General features: G+C 67.8%; 17 protein-coding genes and 1 pseudogene. 9 read left to right on the forward strand and 9 right to left on the reverse strand.

Annotated features, from left to right (window positions below):
* Positions 1-32 precede the first annotated feature (32 nt).
* Positions 33-1,622: an aspartate:alanine exchanger family transporter gene (locus QTI45_RS20730; protein WP_286655734.1), complete on the forward strand. Its 1,590-nt coding sequence runs from the start codon at positions 33-35 to the stop codon at positions 1,620-1,622.
* Here the strand turns inward: QTI45_RS20730 and tmk are convergent.
* Complete coding sequence (gene tmk, locus QTI45_RS20735) at positions 1,619-2,248, reverse strand: dTMP kinase (RefSeq protein ID WP_286655735.1); 630 nt, start codon at positions 2,246-2,248, stop codon at positions 1,619-1,621. The genes QTI45_RS20730 and tmk overlap by 4 nt on opposite strands.
* Complete coding sequence (mltG, locus tag QTI45_RS20740) at positions 2,245-3,270, reverse strand: endolytic transglycosylase MltG (RefSeq protein WP_286655982.1); 1,026 nt, start codon at positions 3,268-3,270, stop codon at positions 2,245-2,247. Before mltG ends, tmk begins: the two co-directional genes overlap by 4 nt.
* Positions 3,271-3,357: 87 nt before the next feature.
* Here mltG and ygfZ point away from each other — a divergent pair, with 87 nt between their 5' ends.
* From ygfZ to QTI45_RS20780, 8 genes and pseudogenes are all read left to right on the forward strand, one after another.
* Positions 3,358-4,281 (forward strand): CAF17-like 4Fe-4S cluster assembly/insertion protein YgfZ, encoded by a 924-nt coding sequence (gene ygfZ, locus QTI45_RS20745; protein WP_286655736.1) that lies wholly within the window; start codon positions 3,358-3,360, stop codon positions 4,279-4,281.
* A gap of 4 nt (positions 4,282-4,285) precedes the next feature.
* A complete protein-coding gene (locus QTI45_RS20750) occupies positions 4,286-4,801 on the forward strand; it encodes a DUF1697 domain-containing protein (RefSeq protein ID WP_286655737.1) in 516 nt (171 codons plus the stop codon).
* A gap of 89 nt (positions 4,802-4,890) precedes the next feature.
* Positions 4,891-5,154, forward strand: coding sequence for a type II toxin-antitoxin system Phd/YefM family antitoxin (locus QTI45_RS20755; RefSeq protein ID WP_286655738.1), 264 nt, complete (start codon positions 4,891-4,893; stop codon positions 5,152-5,154).
* 8 nt (positions 5,155-5,162) lie between these two features.
* Positions 5,163-5,492, forward strand: a complete 330-nt coding sequence (locus QTI45_RS20760; RefSeq protein WP_286655739.1) for a CcdB family protein — start codon at positions 5,163-5,165, stop codon at positions 5,490-5,492.
* A gap of 113 nt (positions 5,493-5,605) precedes the next feature.
* Positions 5,606-5,930 (forward strand): annotated as a pseudogene (locus QTI45_RS20765) (type II toxin-antitoxin system RelE/ParE family toxin).
* Positions 5,927-6,256, forward strand: coding sequence for a helix-turn-helix domain-containing transcriptional regulator (locus tag QTI45_RS20770; protein ID WP_286367854.1), 330 nt, complete (start codon positions 5,927-5,929; stop codon positions 6,254-6,256). The pseudogene QTI45_RS20765 and the gene QTI45_RS20770 overlap by 4 nt, the downstream one beginning before the upstream one ends.
* Before the next feature lie 239 nt (positions 6,257-6,495).
* The gene (gene yfcF, locus QTI45_RS20775) at positions 6,496-7,065 is read left to right on the forward strand and encodes a glutathione transferase (protein ID WP_353621322.1); all 570 of its coding nucleotides are present in this window, start codon (positions 6,496-6,498) and stop codon (positions 7,063-7,065) included.
* An 18-nt stretch (positions 7,066-7,083) separates the two neighbouring features.
* A complete protein-coding gene (locus tag QTI45_RS20780) occupies positions 7,084-7,857 on the forward strand; it encodes a competence protein CoiA (protein WP_286655740.1) in 774 nt (257 codons plus the stop codon).
* 10 nt (positions 7,858-7,867) lie between these two features.
* Here the strand turns inward: QTI45_RS20780 and QTI45_RS20785 are convergent, their stop codons facing one another.
* From QTI45_RS20785 to QTI45_RS20815, 7 genes are all read right to left on the reverse strand, one after another.
* The gene (locus tag QTI45_RS20785; RefSeq protein WP_286655741.1) at positions 7,868-8,083 is read right to left on the reverse strand and encodes a YbdD/YjiX family protein; all 216 of its coding nucleotides are present in this window, start codon (positions 8,081-8,083) and stop codon (positions 7,868-7,870) included.
* On the reverse strand, positions 8,080-10,137 hold the full coding sequence (locus tag QTI45_RS20790; protein ID WP_286367857.1) for a carbon starvation CstA family protein: 2,058 nt from the start codon (positions 10,135-10,137) through the stop codon (positions 8,080-8,082). Before QTI45_RS20790 ends, QTI45_RS20785 begins: the two co-directional genes overlap by 4 nt.
* A gap of 119 nt (positions 10,138-10,256) precedes the next feature.
* Positions 10,257-10,895, reverse strand: coding sequence for a response regulator transcription factor (locus QTI45_RS20795; protein WP_286655742.1), 639 nt, complete (start codon positions 10,893-10,895; stop codon positions 10,257-10,259).
* Positions 10,892-12,259: a cache domain-containing protein gene (locus tag QTI45_RS20800; RefSeq protein ID WP_286655743.1), complete on the reverse strand. Its 1,368-nt coding sequence runs from the start codon at positions 12,257-12,259 to the stop codon at positions 10,892-10,894. The genes QTI45_RS20795 and QTI45_RS20800 overlap by 4 nt, the downstream gene beginning before the upstream one ends.
* Positions 12,260-12,615: 356 nt before the next feature.
* Complete coding sequence (locus tag QTI45_RS20805) at positions 12,616-13,347, reverse strand: alpha/beta fold hydrolase (protein WP_286367860.1); 732 nt, start codon at positions 13,345-13,347, stop codon at positions 12,616-12,618.
* Positions 13,348-13,429: 82 nt separating this feature from the next.
* On the reverse strand, positions 13,430-14,299 hold the full coding sequence (locus QTI45_RS20810) for a YbgC/FadM family acyl-CoA thioesterase (protein WP_286655744.1): 870 nt from the start codon (positions 14,297-14,299) through the stop codon (positions 13,430-13,432).
* A 7-nt stretch (positions 14,300-14,306) separates the two neighbouring features.
* Entirely contained in the window at positions 14,307-15,242 is a 936-nt protein-coding gene (locus QTI45_RS20815) for an alpha/beta hydrolase (protein WP_286655745.1), read from the reverse strand.
* Positions 15,243-15,335 lie beyond the last annotated feature (93 nt).

The raw sequence follows: 15,335 nt of genomic DNA on the forward strand, positions 1-15,335 counted from the left end.
GTCTGACCAGAAGAAGAGAAAAGGAGACGACAGTGGAATTCATCAAGACGCTTCTGGAACAGCAGCCGCTGATGGCGCTCTTCCTCACGATCGCGATCGGCTACATCGTCGGCGAGATCAACATCAAGGGCTTCTCGCTCGGCGTCGGCGCCGTGCTGTTCGTGGCGCTGGCGGTGGGCTGGTTCGCGCCCAAGTCGGTGCCGGCCGGCATGGTCGGAACCCTCGGCCTCGCGCTGTTCCTCTATGCGGTGGGCGTGCAGTACGGCAAGCAGTTCTTCCTCGGCCTGACCAGTCCTGCCGGGCAGAAAGCCAACTTCATCGCGCTCGTGGGGGTGCTGGCGGCGGGCGCGGTGAGCCTGCTCCTGATGAAGACATCCGGTCTCAGCATCGGCCATGCGATGGGGCTGTTCGCCGGTTCGGGCACCAGCACGCCGACCTTGCAGGCCGCCATCGCGACGCTCGGCAACGACGACCCGGCGGTGGGCTACTCGGTCTCCTACCCGTTCGGCGTCGCCGGGCCGATCCTGTTTCTCTACATCGCCTTCATGGTCCTCAAGCCGAAGATCGAGGCCTCGACCGTCGCCGGCCTGGAACTGCTGGAGGTCGTGCTGCGCAACCAGGATCACTACGGCCGGACGCTGGGCGAGGTGATCGGCGGGCTGCCCGCCGGGGTGCAGATCGTGGCGCTGCGCAGGGCGCATCACAACCAGCCGCCATCGCCCGGCCATGTGGTCGCCGAGGACGATGTGGTGCTGGTGGTCGCCACCAGCAAGGAGGCGATCGAGCTGGCCCGCAAGTTCCTCGGCGAAGCGGCTCCCGGCCGCGTCTTCAAGGACCGCTCGGACCTGGACTACGTGCGCGTGTTCGCCTCGCGCGCGGCGGTGGTCGGGCGCACCATCGGCGACCTGCAATTTCCGGGCGACAAGGCGGTCGTCGTGGCCCAGGTGCAGCGCGGCGACGCGAACATCGTGCCGCGCCCCGACCTCGTGCTCGAGTTCGGCGACCGCGTCGGCATGCTGGCCCACCGCAACGACTTCGCGTCGCTGCGCAAGTTCTTCGGCGACTCGATCAAGGGCACGGCGGAGTTCAGCTACATCTCGATCGGCCTGGGCATGGCGCTCGGCTTCCTGATCGGCGCCATCCAGCTTCCGATACCGGGCATCGGCAAGCTCTCGATCGGCCTGTCGGGCGTGCTGGTCGTGGCGCTGATCCTCGGCCAGCAGCGGCGCACCGGCGGGATGAACTGGACCATCCCGCTGTCGGCCAACCTGGTGCTGCGCAACCTGGGGCTGACGCTCTTCCTCGCGCAGGTCGGCATGTCATCGGGGCCGAAGTTCGCGGCCACCGTTTCGCAGAACGGGCTGCTGATGCTGGGCCTGGGCGCGCTGGTGCTGGTGGCGCTGGTGCTGCCGATCCTGATCCTCGGCCTGTTCGTCTACCGGATGCCCTATGACGAGGTCGCCGGCATCGTCGCGGGGGCCTGCGGCAACCCGGCGATCCTGGCCTACTCGAACAAGCTCGCACCGACCGACCGGCCGGACATCGGCTACGCGATGATCTTTCCGGGCATGACGATCATCAAGATCCTGTTCGTCGACATCGTGCCCGCGTTCTTTCGCTAGCCGGAAAGCACCCGGTCCACTTCGGCGATGGCCGACTCGATCACCTGCTCCAGAGGCTGGGCGGCGTCGATGACGACGAAGCCTTCCGGGTCCGCATTCGCCTGCGCCAGGTAGCCCTCGCGGGCGCGCTTCAGGAAGTCCAGCTCCTGCAGCTCGATGCGGTCGAGCGGGCCGCCGCGCGAGCCGACCCGCTCCAGTCCCAGGGCCGGGTCGAGGTCCAGCACGATGGTCAGGTCGGGCTTGAAGCCTTCGGTCGCGAAGGCGTTGATCTGCGTCACCAGTTCGAGCGGCAAGCCCTGCGCGTAGTGCTGGAAACTGATGGTTGCGGAGTCGAAGCGGTCGGAGACCACGACCTTCCCCGCCTCCAGCGCCGGCCTGATCTTCTCCCTGACGTGCTGGGCCCGGGCCGCCGCGAACAGCAGCAGCTCGGTGATGCCGAACATCTCCGGGGTCTCGGGGCTCAGCAGGATGCCGCGCACCTTCTCGCCGATCGGCGTGCCACCGGGTTCGCGCGTCATCACGGGATCGCGACCTTGCCGGCGAAGGTGCTGCTCGATGGCGGCAAGGACGGTGCTCTTGCCGGCGCCGTTGCCGCCATCGCAGACGATCATCCTGCCCTTGCTCATTGCCCGCTCCGCTGGTTGGGGTCGGTGCCGCCGCCGCGCTGGTAGCGGTTCACGGCCCGGTTGTGGTCGTCCAGCGAAGTGCTGAACTGGCTCGTCCCGTCGCCTCGGGAAACGAAATAGAGCGACTTGCTCTGCGCCGGCTGCACCGCCGCCAGCAGCGCGGCCTTGCCGGGCATCGCGATCGGGGTCGGCGGCAGGCCGTTGCGGGTGTAGGTGTTCCAGGGCGTGTCGGCCTGCAGGTCGCGCTTGCGCAGGTTGCCGTCGAAGCGCGTGCCGAGGCCGTAGATCACGGTCGGATCGGTTTGAAGCGGCATGCCGAGTCGAAGCCGGTTGGTGAAGACCGCGGCGATCTCGGCCCGGTCCTGCGCCTTGCCTGTCTCCTTTTCGACAATGCTGGCGAGGATCAAGGCTTCGTCGGGCGTCTTGAGCGGCAGATCGGCGGCCCGGGCGGACCAGGCGGCGTCCAGCTTCCTGTCCATGGCGCGCATCGCCCGCTGCAGCAGCGCGATGTCGGTCGAGCCCTTGGAATAGGTGTAGGTGTCGGGGAAGAAGCGGCCCTCGGGATGCACGCCCGGCCGTCCCAGCAGCGCCATCAGTTCCTCGTCGCTGCGCCCAACGGTTTCGGGCTTGAGCTGTTCGGCCTTGGCCAGCGCGGCACGGACCTGGCGGAAGTTCCAGCCTTCGACCAGCACCAGGCTGCGCGTGGCCTCCTCGCCGCGCACCAGGATGCTGAGCAGCAGCCGCGGCGTGATGCCGCGGTCGAGCTCGTAGCTGCCGGCGCGCATCTGGCGGTCCTGCCCCGAGAAGCGGAACCACAGGTAGAGCAGCTGCGGCGGCACGTCGACGCCGGCATCGGCCACCGCCTGGGCGATGCCGCGCGGCGTGGTGCCGGGCTCGACCGACAGGTCGACGCTCGGAGCGGGCAGCTTGAGGGGCTGGTTGACCCACCAGAGGCCCGCGGCGCCGGCGCCCAGCACAATCAGGGCGGCCAGCAGGAAAAGGGTGAGGAAGAAGCGGCGCACGGGTTCCGGGAAGGGAGGAAAGACGGTAGCAAGAATGGCTAAGCCCTGCGGGCCGAACGGAACTTGGCCGGCCATGATAATTCAGCGATGACCTCTGTCGTTCCGAATGGCGTCACCGCCCTCTCCCACCTCGGCGTGATCCGCGTCGAAGGCCCCGATGCCGCCAGCTTCCTGCATGGCCAGCTGACGCAGGATTTCGCCCTGCTCGGCGCCTCCGAGGCCCGCCTGGCCGCCCTGTGCACCGCCAAGGGCCGGGTGATCGCGAGCTTCATCGGCATTCGCCCCGAACCCGAACGCGTCCTGCTCGTGTGCAGCCGCGACATCCTGGCGGCGACGCTCAAGCGGCTCTCGATGTACGTCTTGCGCGCCAAGGCCAGGCTCAGCGATGCCAGCGCCGAGTTCGCCCTCTACGGGCTGGCCGGTACCGCCCTGACCGCCAATGGGCTCGACGCCGGGGCATTACCGGGCTTGGCCCGCGCGGTCGGCGAGGCGCATGCGGTCACGCTCTACCCCTCGGACGGCGTGCCGCGCGCACTGTGGATCGCTGCGGCCGGCAGCCCCGCACCCGAGGGCGCGGCGATCGACCTGGCGACCTGGCAATGGAGCGAGGTGCGCAGCGGCATCGTGACCTTGACCACGCCGGTGGTCGAGGCCTTCGTGCCGCAGATGATCAACTACGAGTCGGTGGGCGGCGTGAACTTCAAGAAGGGCTGCTACCCGGGCCAGGAGATCGTCGCGCGCAGCCAGTTCCGGGGCACGCTCAAGCGCCGCACCTACCTCGTGCAGGCCAGCGACGAGATCGCGGCCGGCGAGGAAGTCTTCGCCGCCAACGATCCCGAGCAGCCGGTGGGCACCGTGGCACAGGCCGCGCCGGCGCCCGGGGGTGGCTGGGCGGCGCTGATCTCGATCCAGATCGCGGCCATCGACGCCGGCGGGCTGCATGCCCGGGCCGCCGACGGGCCCGCGCTGACCGTCGAGCCGCTGCCCTACCCGCTACTCGAAGACATCTGACGACGTGCCGCGCTACGTCGCCTTCCTTCGGGGCGTCAGTCCGATGAACGCCAGGATGCCCGAGCTCAAGCGCTGCTTCGAGAACGCGGGGTTCACCGAGGTCAGGACCGTGCTGTCGAGCGGCAACGTGGTGTTCGATTCGCGCGCCATGGCGCGGGCCACGCTCGAGCGCCGGGCCGAGGCGGCGATGCAGCAGCAGCTCGGGCGGAGTTTCCCGACCCTCGTGCGTTCCGCCGAGGCCCTGCGCCAGATGCTCGCGGCGGATCCCTGCGCGGCGCACGAGGTGCCGGCCGGCGCCAAGCGCGTCGTGACCTTCCTTCGCACGGCGCCCGAAGCGAAGCTCTCGCTTCCCATCGAGCTCGATGGCGCGCACATCCTCGCCATGGAAGGCCTGGAGGTCTTCACCGCCTATGTTCCGAGCCCCCGCGGCCCTGTCTTCATGTCGCTGATCGAGAAGACCTTCGGGAATGGGGTGACGACGAGGACCTGGGAAACGGTCAGGAAGTGCGCGGTGGCTTGATCGGCGCGCCGAGCGCGCCGGCATTTCATGCCATCGCCAGGAACGCGTTTCGCATAGACTGTTCAAGTTGGCTACTTCTGAAGAACATCATGATGAAGGTATCGTCGGTGGAAGCTCAGAACCGGTTCGGGCAACTGCTCGACAAGGCCCAGCGCGAGCCGATCGTCATCACGCGCCACGGGCGCCCTGCCGCGTATCTCATTTCTCCTCAGGACATGGAAGCGCTTCAACGCGCGCGTGTCGCCCTTGGCGAAGGCCGAGGCCATCGGGAGTGGGCCGTTGCCTGCGCGGAGGCATGGAACGCGGTGGAGGGAGATCTGGGATCTTTCGCCGACGAACATTCCACGCTGTAGCCGAAGACGTGCCGCAGTTCGACGTCCATCGCAACAAGGGCAGGCAGAGCGCCAGCATTCCCTTCGTGGTGGTGGTTCAATCGGCCCAGTTCGACCGCTATCGCCGTCGCGTCGTGATTCCGCTGGTCCTGCGCAGCGCGCTGCCAGCGGGAGCGCAAGTCGCCGGCAACCGCATGAACCCCATCTTCGTGCTCGATGGTTCTGATCTGGTACTGCATCCGCTCGACACCGTCTCGGTGGCCATCGACGAACTGGGCCCCTGCGTCGCTTCCCTGGCCGAGCATGGCCAGCAGATCGCCGACGCCATGGATGAATTGCTGACGCGCTCGTGGGGATGAGGCGCTCGGGGGCTGTGCCGTTGTAGTGACGCGAGGCCTTGGGTATCGGGACCAAGCGGCGTGGCGAACGGTTGGAGAGTGCATGGATGTAGCTTTTAAGCTACTATCGATTCATGATCGAGCTCTTCCGGTATCAGCGCGACGACGGGCGCGAACCGTTTACCGAGTGGCTCGACGGGCTGCGAGACAAGGTGGCGCAGGCGCGCATCCGGGTGCGGCTGCGTCAGGTCGAGGCCGGCATATTTCGGCGATCTGGAACCGGTGGGCGGCGGCGTTCTCGAACTCCGGGTGCATGTGGGGCCTGGATATCGCGTGTACTGCGGACGTCACGGACGGCGAATAGTCCTCTTGCTTTCCGGCGGGGACAAGGGCAGCCAGAGCGCGGACATTGACCGGGCCAGGGCGATGTGGAGCGAATGGAAACGAAGGCAATCATGAGCAAACTCAAGGGCGTGGTGTCGCATCACGACAAAGAAGTCGCGGAGCTGCGCGGCGATCGCGAACTGGCGGTCGCGTACATGAAGGCAGCAATGCAGTCGCTGGAAGACCCCGAGGACCGCGCGGCCGGGCTGCTGGCCCTGCGAACCGTCGTGGAAGCCTACGGTGGCCTGGGCGCGGTCGCCGCCGAGGCCGGCATCAGCCGCGAGACCCTTTATCGCACGCTGTCGCCTAGGGGCAATCCCACCTTGAAGACCTTGCTGGCGGTGCTCAAGACAGTGGGCATGCGGCTTTCGGTGGAATCCGAGCAGCAGGTGCACGCCTGAGTTCGTTCGGTGCATTGCAGGCAGAACTGCGCTGCGGATTGCGACGAATTCGGACCTTTCCGATAGTTCCATCATTCCCGGTCCCCTAGCATCGCCGTCTGCGGGTTCCTCACGGAGTGGTCGAGCCGTCCATCAAGGCCGATGCGCCAATGGCGACCTGTACTTCAAATGACCCAGGGTACTCCCATGATCTTGTACGTCGACTCGCAGTTCGCATCGCCCTATGCCAGTCCGTCTTCGTGGCATTGACCGAGAAGCAGCTTCCGTTCGAGATCGAGCCCCTCGATCTCGCGGCTGGCGCGAATCGCAGCACGGCATTTTCGAGGACCTCCCTCACGCAGCGGGTGCCGACTTTGGTGGACGGGGATTTCGCGCTTTCCGAGTCTTCCGCCATCACCGAATACCTGGACGAGGCATATCCCCGCCCGCCCATCTATCCTGCCGAGCCGAGGGCTCGCGGGCGAGCGCGACAGGTTCAGGCTTGGTTGCGAAGCGATCTGATGTCGCTCCGCATGGAAAGACCGACCGAACTCATCTTCTACCGGCCTGTGCCGGAGCCTCTTTCCCTGGCTGCGCAAACAGCGTCGCAAAAGCTGTTCGCAGGCGCCCAGGAACTGCTTCGACACGGACATCCCAACCTCTTCGACGAATGGTCGATTGCGGATATCGATCTCGCTGTCATGTTGAACCGGTTGATCCTGAACGGCGACGACGTGCCTGCGGATCTCGTCCGTTATGCGGGAGGGCAATGGCAACGCCCATCGGTGCAGCGCTGGGTGCGAATGGAGCGTCCGCCTCTACCGAAATAGGCGAACCCGCCCAGAATCATGCTCACTGCCCTGCGCACCTCGGACAACGGAAAAGTCCTGGCGCGGTCCAGCGCGAAGGCCGACTCGCCGTTCATGTGTCCGGCGTGCAACCGTGAAGTCGTGCTTCACAAGGGCCTCATCCGCATCCATCACTTCGCACACAAGGCCCGTGTCGCATGCCGGCTCGGCGCCGGCGAATCCGAAGACCATCTGCTGACCAAGCTGAGCCTCTTCGACGCCCTTCGGACCGAGCCCAACGCGCAGGACGTGGAACTCGAGAAGCGCTTCGGCAACTGCGTCGGCGATGTCTTCGCGATCATCTCGGGCGTGCCTGTGGCGATCGAAATCCAGCGCAGTGCGCTGGCGGTCCGTGAGATCACGGACCGGACGGAGCACTACCACCGGCTCGGCATCGCGGTCCTCTGGATCGGCATCCCGAACGGCGACCTGGGCCTGTCGAGATACAGTCCGGCCGCCTGGGAGCGCTGGTGTCACGCCGCCTATTTCGGCCGCGTCTATTGCTGGTCTGGCGGGCAGACACTGCGCCCCGTTCACTACGCGCCGTTTGCCCTGCGCGTGGAGGAAAGCAGTTGGCGCAAGAACGGGCAAGTCCACTCGAGCGGTGGCTACGACAGGCGTTCAAGACGCTGGCGAAAACCTCAACCCGGCCAACCCGTGCTGGTGTCGAACGGATTCAGAAGGACTCCGCGCCAAGCCTGGACGGGCGGTTCGGTGCATGTCCCGGAATGCACGCTCTTCATCGACCGGCAGCCGAACTGGTGGGATCAATGAGGCCTGCCCCTCAGCAGCACCGCCCCTTCCCACCCCCATACCGCGCCTCCAGCCGCTCCCTGAAAAACGCTTCGTAGCTCATCGCCTCCTGTCCCGGGTGGGTGTGCGCCATGTGGCTCAGGTAGGCGTCGTAGTCGGGCAGTCCGACCATCAGGCGCAACGACTGCGTGAGCGAGCGCCGCAGGTAGCGCCCGGTCTCGGCCAGGCTGGCGCCGCTGGTTCTCATGCGACCGCCATCGGCTCGAACGGCGTCTCGCGGGCGGTCGGATGGTTGGCGCGGCGCGCCGCCAGGCAGGCCCGCACGCTGTAGACCAGCACGCTCAGCACCACGAAGATGAACAGCGCGCACAACCCGGCGTCGAGGCGGTCGTTGAAGACGATCCGTGCCATGGCCTCGGGCGTCTTCGCCGGGGCGATCAGCACGCCCTGCGCCAGTCCGTCGGCGTACTTCGCGGCATGCGACAGGAAGCCCACCTTCGGATCGGCCGAGAAGATCTTCTGCCAGCCCGCGGTCAGCGTGCAGACCAGCAGCCAGGCCGCCGGCGCCGCCGCCACCCAGGCATAGCGCTCGCGCTTCATGCGGAACAGGACCACCACGCCGAGCAGCAGCGCCACCGCAGCCAGCATCTGGTTGGAGATGCCGAACAGCGGCCACAGCGTGTTGATGCCGCCCAGCGGATCGACCACGCCCTGGTACAGGAAGTAGCCCCAGGCCGCGACGCAGAGGAAGGTCGCCGTCAGGTTCGCCGGCAGCGAATCGGTGCGCTTGAGCGCCGGAACGAAGCTGCCCAGCAGGTCCTGCAGCATGAAGCGGCCGGCCCGCGTGCCCGCGTCGACCGCGGTCAGGATGAAGAGCGCCTCGAACAGGATCGCGAAGTGGTACCAGAAGGCCATCATGGCCTGGCCGCCGATCACCTGGTGCAGGATGTGCGCCATGCCGACCGCCAGGGTCGGGGCGCCGCCGGCGCGGCCGAGGATGGTGCTTTCGCCGACGTCCTTGGCGGTCTGCACCAGCATCTCGGGCGTCACGGCGAAGCCCCAGCCCGAGATGGTCTGCGCCACCGCTTCGGGCGTGCTGCCGACCAGCGCGGCCGGGCTGTTCATCGCGAAGTACACGCCCGGGTCGATGCAGGCCGCGGCCACCAGCGCCATCACGGCGACGAAGGATTCGGCCAGCATGCCGCCGTAGCCGATGAAGCGCGCATGCTTCTCGTTGTCCAGCATCTTCGGCGTCGTGCCCGAGGAGATCAGCGCATGGAAGCCCGACACCGCGCCGCAGGCGATCGTGATGAACAGGAACGGGAACAGGTTGCCCGACCAGACCGGGCCGTTGCCTTGCGCGAACTGGGTCACGGCCGGCATCTGCAGGGTCGGCGCGACGAACACGATGCCGATCGCCAGCGCGATGATGGTGCCGATCTTGAGGAAGGTCGACAGGTAGTCGCGCGGCGCCAGCAGCAGCCACACCGGCAGGCTGGCGGCGACGAAGCCGTAGCCGATCAGCATCCAGGTCAGGGCCTTGCCGTCGAAGGTGAACATCGGGCCCCAGGTCGGGCTCATGCTCACGGCTTGGCCGCCGAAGATCGCCGCCATCAGCAGCACGAAACCGATCACCGACACTTCGCCGATGCGGCCCGGGCGGATGTAGCGCAGGTAGACGCCCATGAACAGCGCCACCGGAATCGTCGCCGCGACCGTGAAGGTGCCCCAGGGCGACTCGGCCAGCGCCTTGACCACGATCAGCGCCAGCACCGCGAGGATGATGATCATGATCATGAAGGTGCCGAACAGCGCGATCATGCCGGGCACCGTGCCCATCTCCTGCTTGATCAGGTCGCCCAGCGAGCGGCCGTCGCGGCGGGTCGAGATGAACAGCACGATGAAGTCCTGCACCGCGCCTGCGAACACCACGCCGGCCAGGATCCACAGCAGGCCGGGCAGGTAGCCCATCTGCGCCGCCAGCACCGGGCCGACCAGCGGGCCGGCACCGGCGATGGCCGCGAAGTGGTGGCCGAAGAGCACGTTCTTGTCGGTCGGCACGTAGTCCAGGCCGTCGTTGTGCCGGTGCGCGGGCGTCTTGCGGTTGGCGTCGAGCCCGAGCACGCGGGTGGCGATGAACAGGCTGTAGTAGCGGTACGCGATCAGGTAGGTGCAGATGGCTGCGACCACGATCCAGAGAGCGTTGATGGCTTCGCCGCGCGACAGGGCCACGGTGCCCAGCGCGAAGGCGCCGACCACCGCCACGACGAGCCACACCAGGTGGCGACGGATGCTGTGCATTGGATTGTCTCCGGGAAATGAACCCCGGGAGTTTCGCGAGCCTGCGCCGCGTCGGCATCGGTTGCACCGCGCGAGTCGCCCGCGTGGCATCACCTAAGGGATAACCCTGAATTCCGATCTCAGCTGTTCTTGAATTCGCGGGCGTGCTCGACCGCGTACTTGATCAGCGCCGACTGCCCTTCGAGCCCGAGCCGCCGCTTGATGCTCTGCCGGTGCGCCTCGACCGTGCGCACGCTCAGGCCGAGGTCGCGCGCGATCTGCTTGCTCGAATCGCCGCGGCCCAGCGCCGAGAGGATCTCGCTCTCGCGCGGTGTCAGCAGGGGCCGCGGCTGCTGGTTGTGGAACAGCCGATGCGACACCGCCGAACTCAGGAAGGTTCCGCCGGCCGCCACCGCCTCAATCGCGGCGACGATCTCGGCCGCCGGCGCATCCTTCAGCACATAGCCGCGAGCGCCGGCCTGGAGCGCCTGCTGAACGTACTCGGGGTTGTCGTACATGCTGAGCATCAGCACCCTCACCTCCGGCTGCCGTGCATGCAAGTGCGATGCCAGTTCGATGCCGCTCATGCCCTTCATGCCGACGTCGGCCAGCACCAGATCCGGCCGGACCCCGGCGATCAGTGTCAGTGCCTCGTCGGCGCTGCCCGCCTCGCCGACGATCTCGAGGCCGGGCAGCGGACCGAGCCGGGCCCGGAGGCCGTCGCGCACCAGCGGGTGGTCGTCGACCAGGAACAGCCGTATTGCCGCGGGTGCCGTCATGCGCGCTCTTCCTTCGCTTTCGCCAGGGGCACCTCGGCCACGATCGAGGTGCCGTCGCCATCGGAACGCACCTCGAGCCTGCCGCCGATGGCCGCCACCCGCTCGCGCATGTTTCGCAAGCCGATGCCGCGCTTCGGATCAAGCTCCAGCGCGGCCTGGTCGAAGCCGCTGCCGTCGTCGCCGACCTCGAGTTGCACGCCGACGCGCTCGAAGGCCAGCACGATGCGAACCTGGCGTGCCTTGGCGTGCTTTCGCACATTGGTGAGTGCCTCTTGCGCGACGCGGAACAGCGCCGTCTTGACGTCCTGCGGCAGTTCGCGCGGCGTGCCCTGCAGCGTCACCGACGCGGCCACGCCGCCCTCTTCGCCGAACTCCGCGCCCAGCCGCTCGAGCGCTGCCGGCAGGCCCAGGGTGTCGAGCAGCGCCGGGCGCAGGCGGTGCGAGATGCGGCGCACTTCCACCAGCGACTCGTTGAGCCTCTGGAGCGCCTTGCCGAGCGACGGCGGCACCTGCTCGCGGGCGCGTTCGAGGGCATCGACCGCGGATTCGATCAGCAGCTTGGCCGACACCAGCGTCTGGCTGGTGCCGTCGTGCAACTCGCGCGCCAGGTGGGCGCGCTCGTCCTCCTGCGATTGCACGACCTGGCGCGCCAGCAGCCGCAGCCGGGCCTCGGAGACACGGTGCTCGCTGAGGTTCAGCAGCAGCCCGGTCGCACTGACCACGGCCAGGCACAGCGCGGCGATGCCGGCGATCCACAGCATCGTGGTCGTGACGTTGGTGTTCATCTGGCGGTCGAGCGCCTGCATCGCGGACTCGATGTCGTCGAGGTAAAGGCCGGTGCCGAGCATCCAGTTCCAGCGCGGCAGCGCCGTGACATAGCCGAGCTTGGGCGCCAGCTGTGCGCTCGATGGCTTCTGCCACTGGTACTCGACATAGCCGCCGCCCTCGCGGGCCCGCGCGATCAGGTCCTGGATGGTGGTGCGGCCCTGCGAATCGCGCAGTTCCCAGAGCGACTGGCCGACCAGTTCGGGCTGGCGCGAGTGCATCAGCGAGCGGCCCTGCAGGTCGTAGACGAAGAAATAGCCGTCGTTGCCGTAGTCGAGCGCGGCCAGGCGGCGCAGGGCCTCGGCGCGCGTGGCCTCGTCATCGAGCCCGGCGTCGTACAGCGGCCGCACGGTGCTGACCGCGAGATCGACGTAGCTGCGCAACTCGCTGCGCCGCTGCGTCATGTAGGTCTTCTCGATCAGCGCCCGCTCGCGCTGCGCCAGGTCGCGCTCCTGGTGACGCACCGCGAAAGCCACCAGCATCAGCGCGACCAGCAGCGGCGCCACGGCGAGCGCGACGATCTTGGTCCTCAGGTTCATGGGGCGGCAAGACTAACATTTGGCGGTGCGGGGTGCTGTCTTCGGGGGCGCCGCTCTTCCGTTGAGCGGACCCGGCGTCTCCAACGCCGATGCAACCCCGACGTCTCAGCGGTGGCGGGCGGTATGCCCTGGGCCAGCCGTTGAGGCACCGCCGAGCAGCGCAGCGGTGCGCGGAAAAAGGGCCGCGCGTGTTTGAGTGGAGCGCAGCGGAGCGAGTTTGCGCGGACCCCGCGTACCGCGAGCAGCGCAGGGCAGCCGCGAAGCGGCCGGTGACGTCGGCCGGCCCAGGGCATACCGCCCGCCGCCGCCGCCCCAGCCGCAACCAGGCCGCCACCCAATCCAGCCCCAGCCGCCAGTCAAGCAGCCAGCTTCACCAACTCCGCAGCAAGTTCCTTGGGCATATCAACCATCACGTCATGACTGCACGCCATCTTCACCACCCGCCAGCCGGCCGCCTTCTCGGCCTCCGCGGCGAAGTAGCGGAACGGGCTCGGATCCCAGCCATCGGCCAGGATGTAGAGCCGGCTCGCGACCTTGTCTCCCGCGCCGGTCAGCAGCAACGGCATGTCGAAGGTGGCCAGCGCCTGCGGCCGGCACAGGCGGTCGACGCGCTCCCGGTTGGCCTGGGCGATGTTGAACATCTCGGCCGGGATGGGCTGCATCAGCCCGCTGTGGTCCTGCAGCGCCGTGCCGCGAAAGGCGCCGATGAACTGCGCCGCCACCTCCGGCACCAGCGCCTTCGACAGCAGCCCGATCAGTGAATCGCCATGCGCCGGAACGAAGGCATCGAGGTACACCAGCGAGCGGATGCGATCGCTCAGGCGGTCGGCCACGCCCGTGATCACCATGCCGCCATACGAATGGCCGACCAGGATCACGTCGTGCAGTTCTTCCCATTCGATGCAGCCGCAGACATCGCGGATGTGCGTCTCCAGCGTGATGTTCTCGGCCGACTGATGAAAGCGCTCGCCGACCCCGGTGTGCGTGGGCGTGAACACCGTGTGCCCTGCCGCCCGCAGCGCCGCCGCGGTCTCCCGGTAGCACCAGCCGCCATGCCAGGCGCCATGAACCAGAACGAAATTGGCCATCGACGTGTCTCCAAAGATGATGCGAGGCGCACATCTTGGGCGTGCCGCGCAGCGGCGGCCATCGGGTAATCCCGGCGCCGGCTCAGAGCTTGCGGCGCATCTCGATGTGGCCGATGCCGGCTTCGTCGAAAGGCTTGCCGTGCGGCAGATAGCCCAGCCGCCGGTAGAAGGATTCGGCATTGCGCTGCGCATGCAGCATCACCTCGGTGTCGCCGCGCACCGCGGCCGCGGCCTCCAGCGCCCGCAGCACCGCCTCGCCATGGCCGCCGCCGCGCAGCGCGCGATGCACCGCCATCCGCCCGATGCGCCCCAGCCCCGGCGCCTCGGCCACCAGCCGGCCGGTGGCGATCACCTGGCCGAGCCGGTTGCGCGCCACCGCGTGCACCGCGGTCGCATCGTGCTCGTCCCATTCGAGCTCCTTGGGGATGCGCTGCTCCTCGATGAACACCTCGCGCCGCACCTTGCCAGCGCCGTCGCCCCACTGCAGCCAGTCGCCCGTGGCGACCTCGCGCATCGGCTCGCCGGCCTCGTAGCCGGCGAGGATCTCGCGCAGCAGCGGCGGCACCGGCTTCGAGGTCTGCGTGGCCGGGTCGGCGAACACATAGACCAGCTCGCAACTCACCAGCAGATCGTCGCCGCGGAACAGTCCGCCATGGAAGATGATCGACGAGTTGCCCACGCGCAGGCACTTCATGCCGACGTCGAGCACGTCGTCGACCCGCGCCGAGGCATTGAACTCGATGGTCGCCTTGCGAACGTAGAGATCGCCTTCGAGCGACAGCATCGCCTCCTCGTAGGGCAGCGCCATCGCACGCCAGTAGTCGGCGATCGCGGTGTCGAAGTACATCAGGTAGTGGGCGTTGAAGACGATCTTCTGCATGTCCACTTCGGCCCAGCGCACGCGCAGGCGGTGGAAGAAGCGGAAGTCGGATTTGCGATGGAGTTCGGTCATGGCTCGGTCAGGGTTGCAAGGCTTGTCGGAGGGCCAGCGCGGCATCGGCATGGGCCTGCAGCGCCTCGGGAATGGCGCGGCCCATCTTGACGAATTCATGGATCACGCCGCGATAGATTTCAAGGTCGACCGCGACCCCGGCGGCACGCAGCTTGTCGGCGTAGGCGATGCCCTCGTCGACCACGGGATCGATCTCCGCCAGCCCGATCCAGGCCGGCGCGACGCCTTCGACGTCCTCCGCGTTGAGCGGCGCGAAGCGCCAGTCGTCGCGTTCGCTGCTCGAGTTCACGTAGAGGCCGAAGAAGAAGCTGATCAGCGCCTCGCCGAGCAGCGGGCCCTCGGCATAGCGCCGGTGCGAGTCGGTGTCCTGGTGGGCCGCCATGCCCGGATAGATCAGCAACTGCAGCGCCAGCGGCAGCCCCGCGTCGCGCGCGAGGATCGCGCAGACCGCCGCCAGCGTGCCGCCGGCGCTGTCACCGCCGACAGCGATGCGGCCGCCGTCCAGCCCCCAATGCGCGGCGTTTCCCGCGATGGACGCCAGCGCGTCCCAAGCATCGTTGGTGGCGGTCGGGAACTTGTGCGCCGGCGCCAGCCGGTAATCGACCGAGAGCACGGCGCAGCCGCTGCGCTCGCTCAGCACGCGGCACAGCGTGTCGTGGGTCCCGATGCTGCCGACCGTGAAACCGCCGCCGTGGAAGAACAGCAGCCAGGGCAGCACATCGTGAGAAGGCGCGTACAGCCGTACCGGCAGCGCATGGCCGTCGCGCGCCGTCACGCTGAAATCCTCGACCCGCGCCAGCTGCGGCTTCGGGACTTCGAGCACGCCGGCGCCTTTCTCGTAGGCGGCCTTGGCCTCGTCCGGCGTCAGCAGGTGCAGCGGCGGGCGCCCGGCGCGGGCCATGCGCTCGACCACGCCAGCCATCTTGGGGGTCAGCGCTGCCATGGCCGGAGTGTGCCGCGCGTGACAAGCGCAAGGGTTTTTTTCGTGTCCAAGGGCGTCGGTGCTTGTTAGATTCGAAGGTCCGCATCGTACCGT

It is taken from the genome of Variovorax saccharolyticus (assembly GCF_030316765.1).
Lineage (GTDB): Bacteria > Pseudomonadota > Gammaproteobacteria > Burkholderiales > Burkholderiaceae_C > Variovorax > Variovorax saccharolyticus.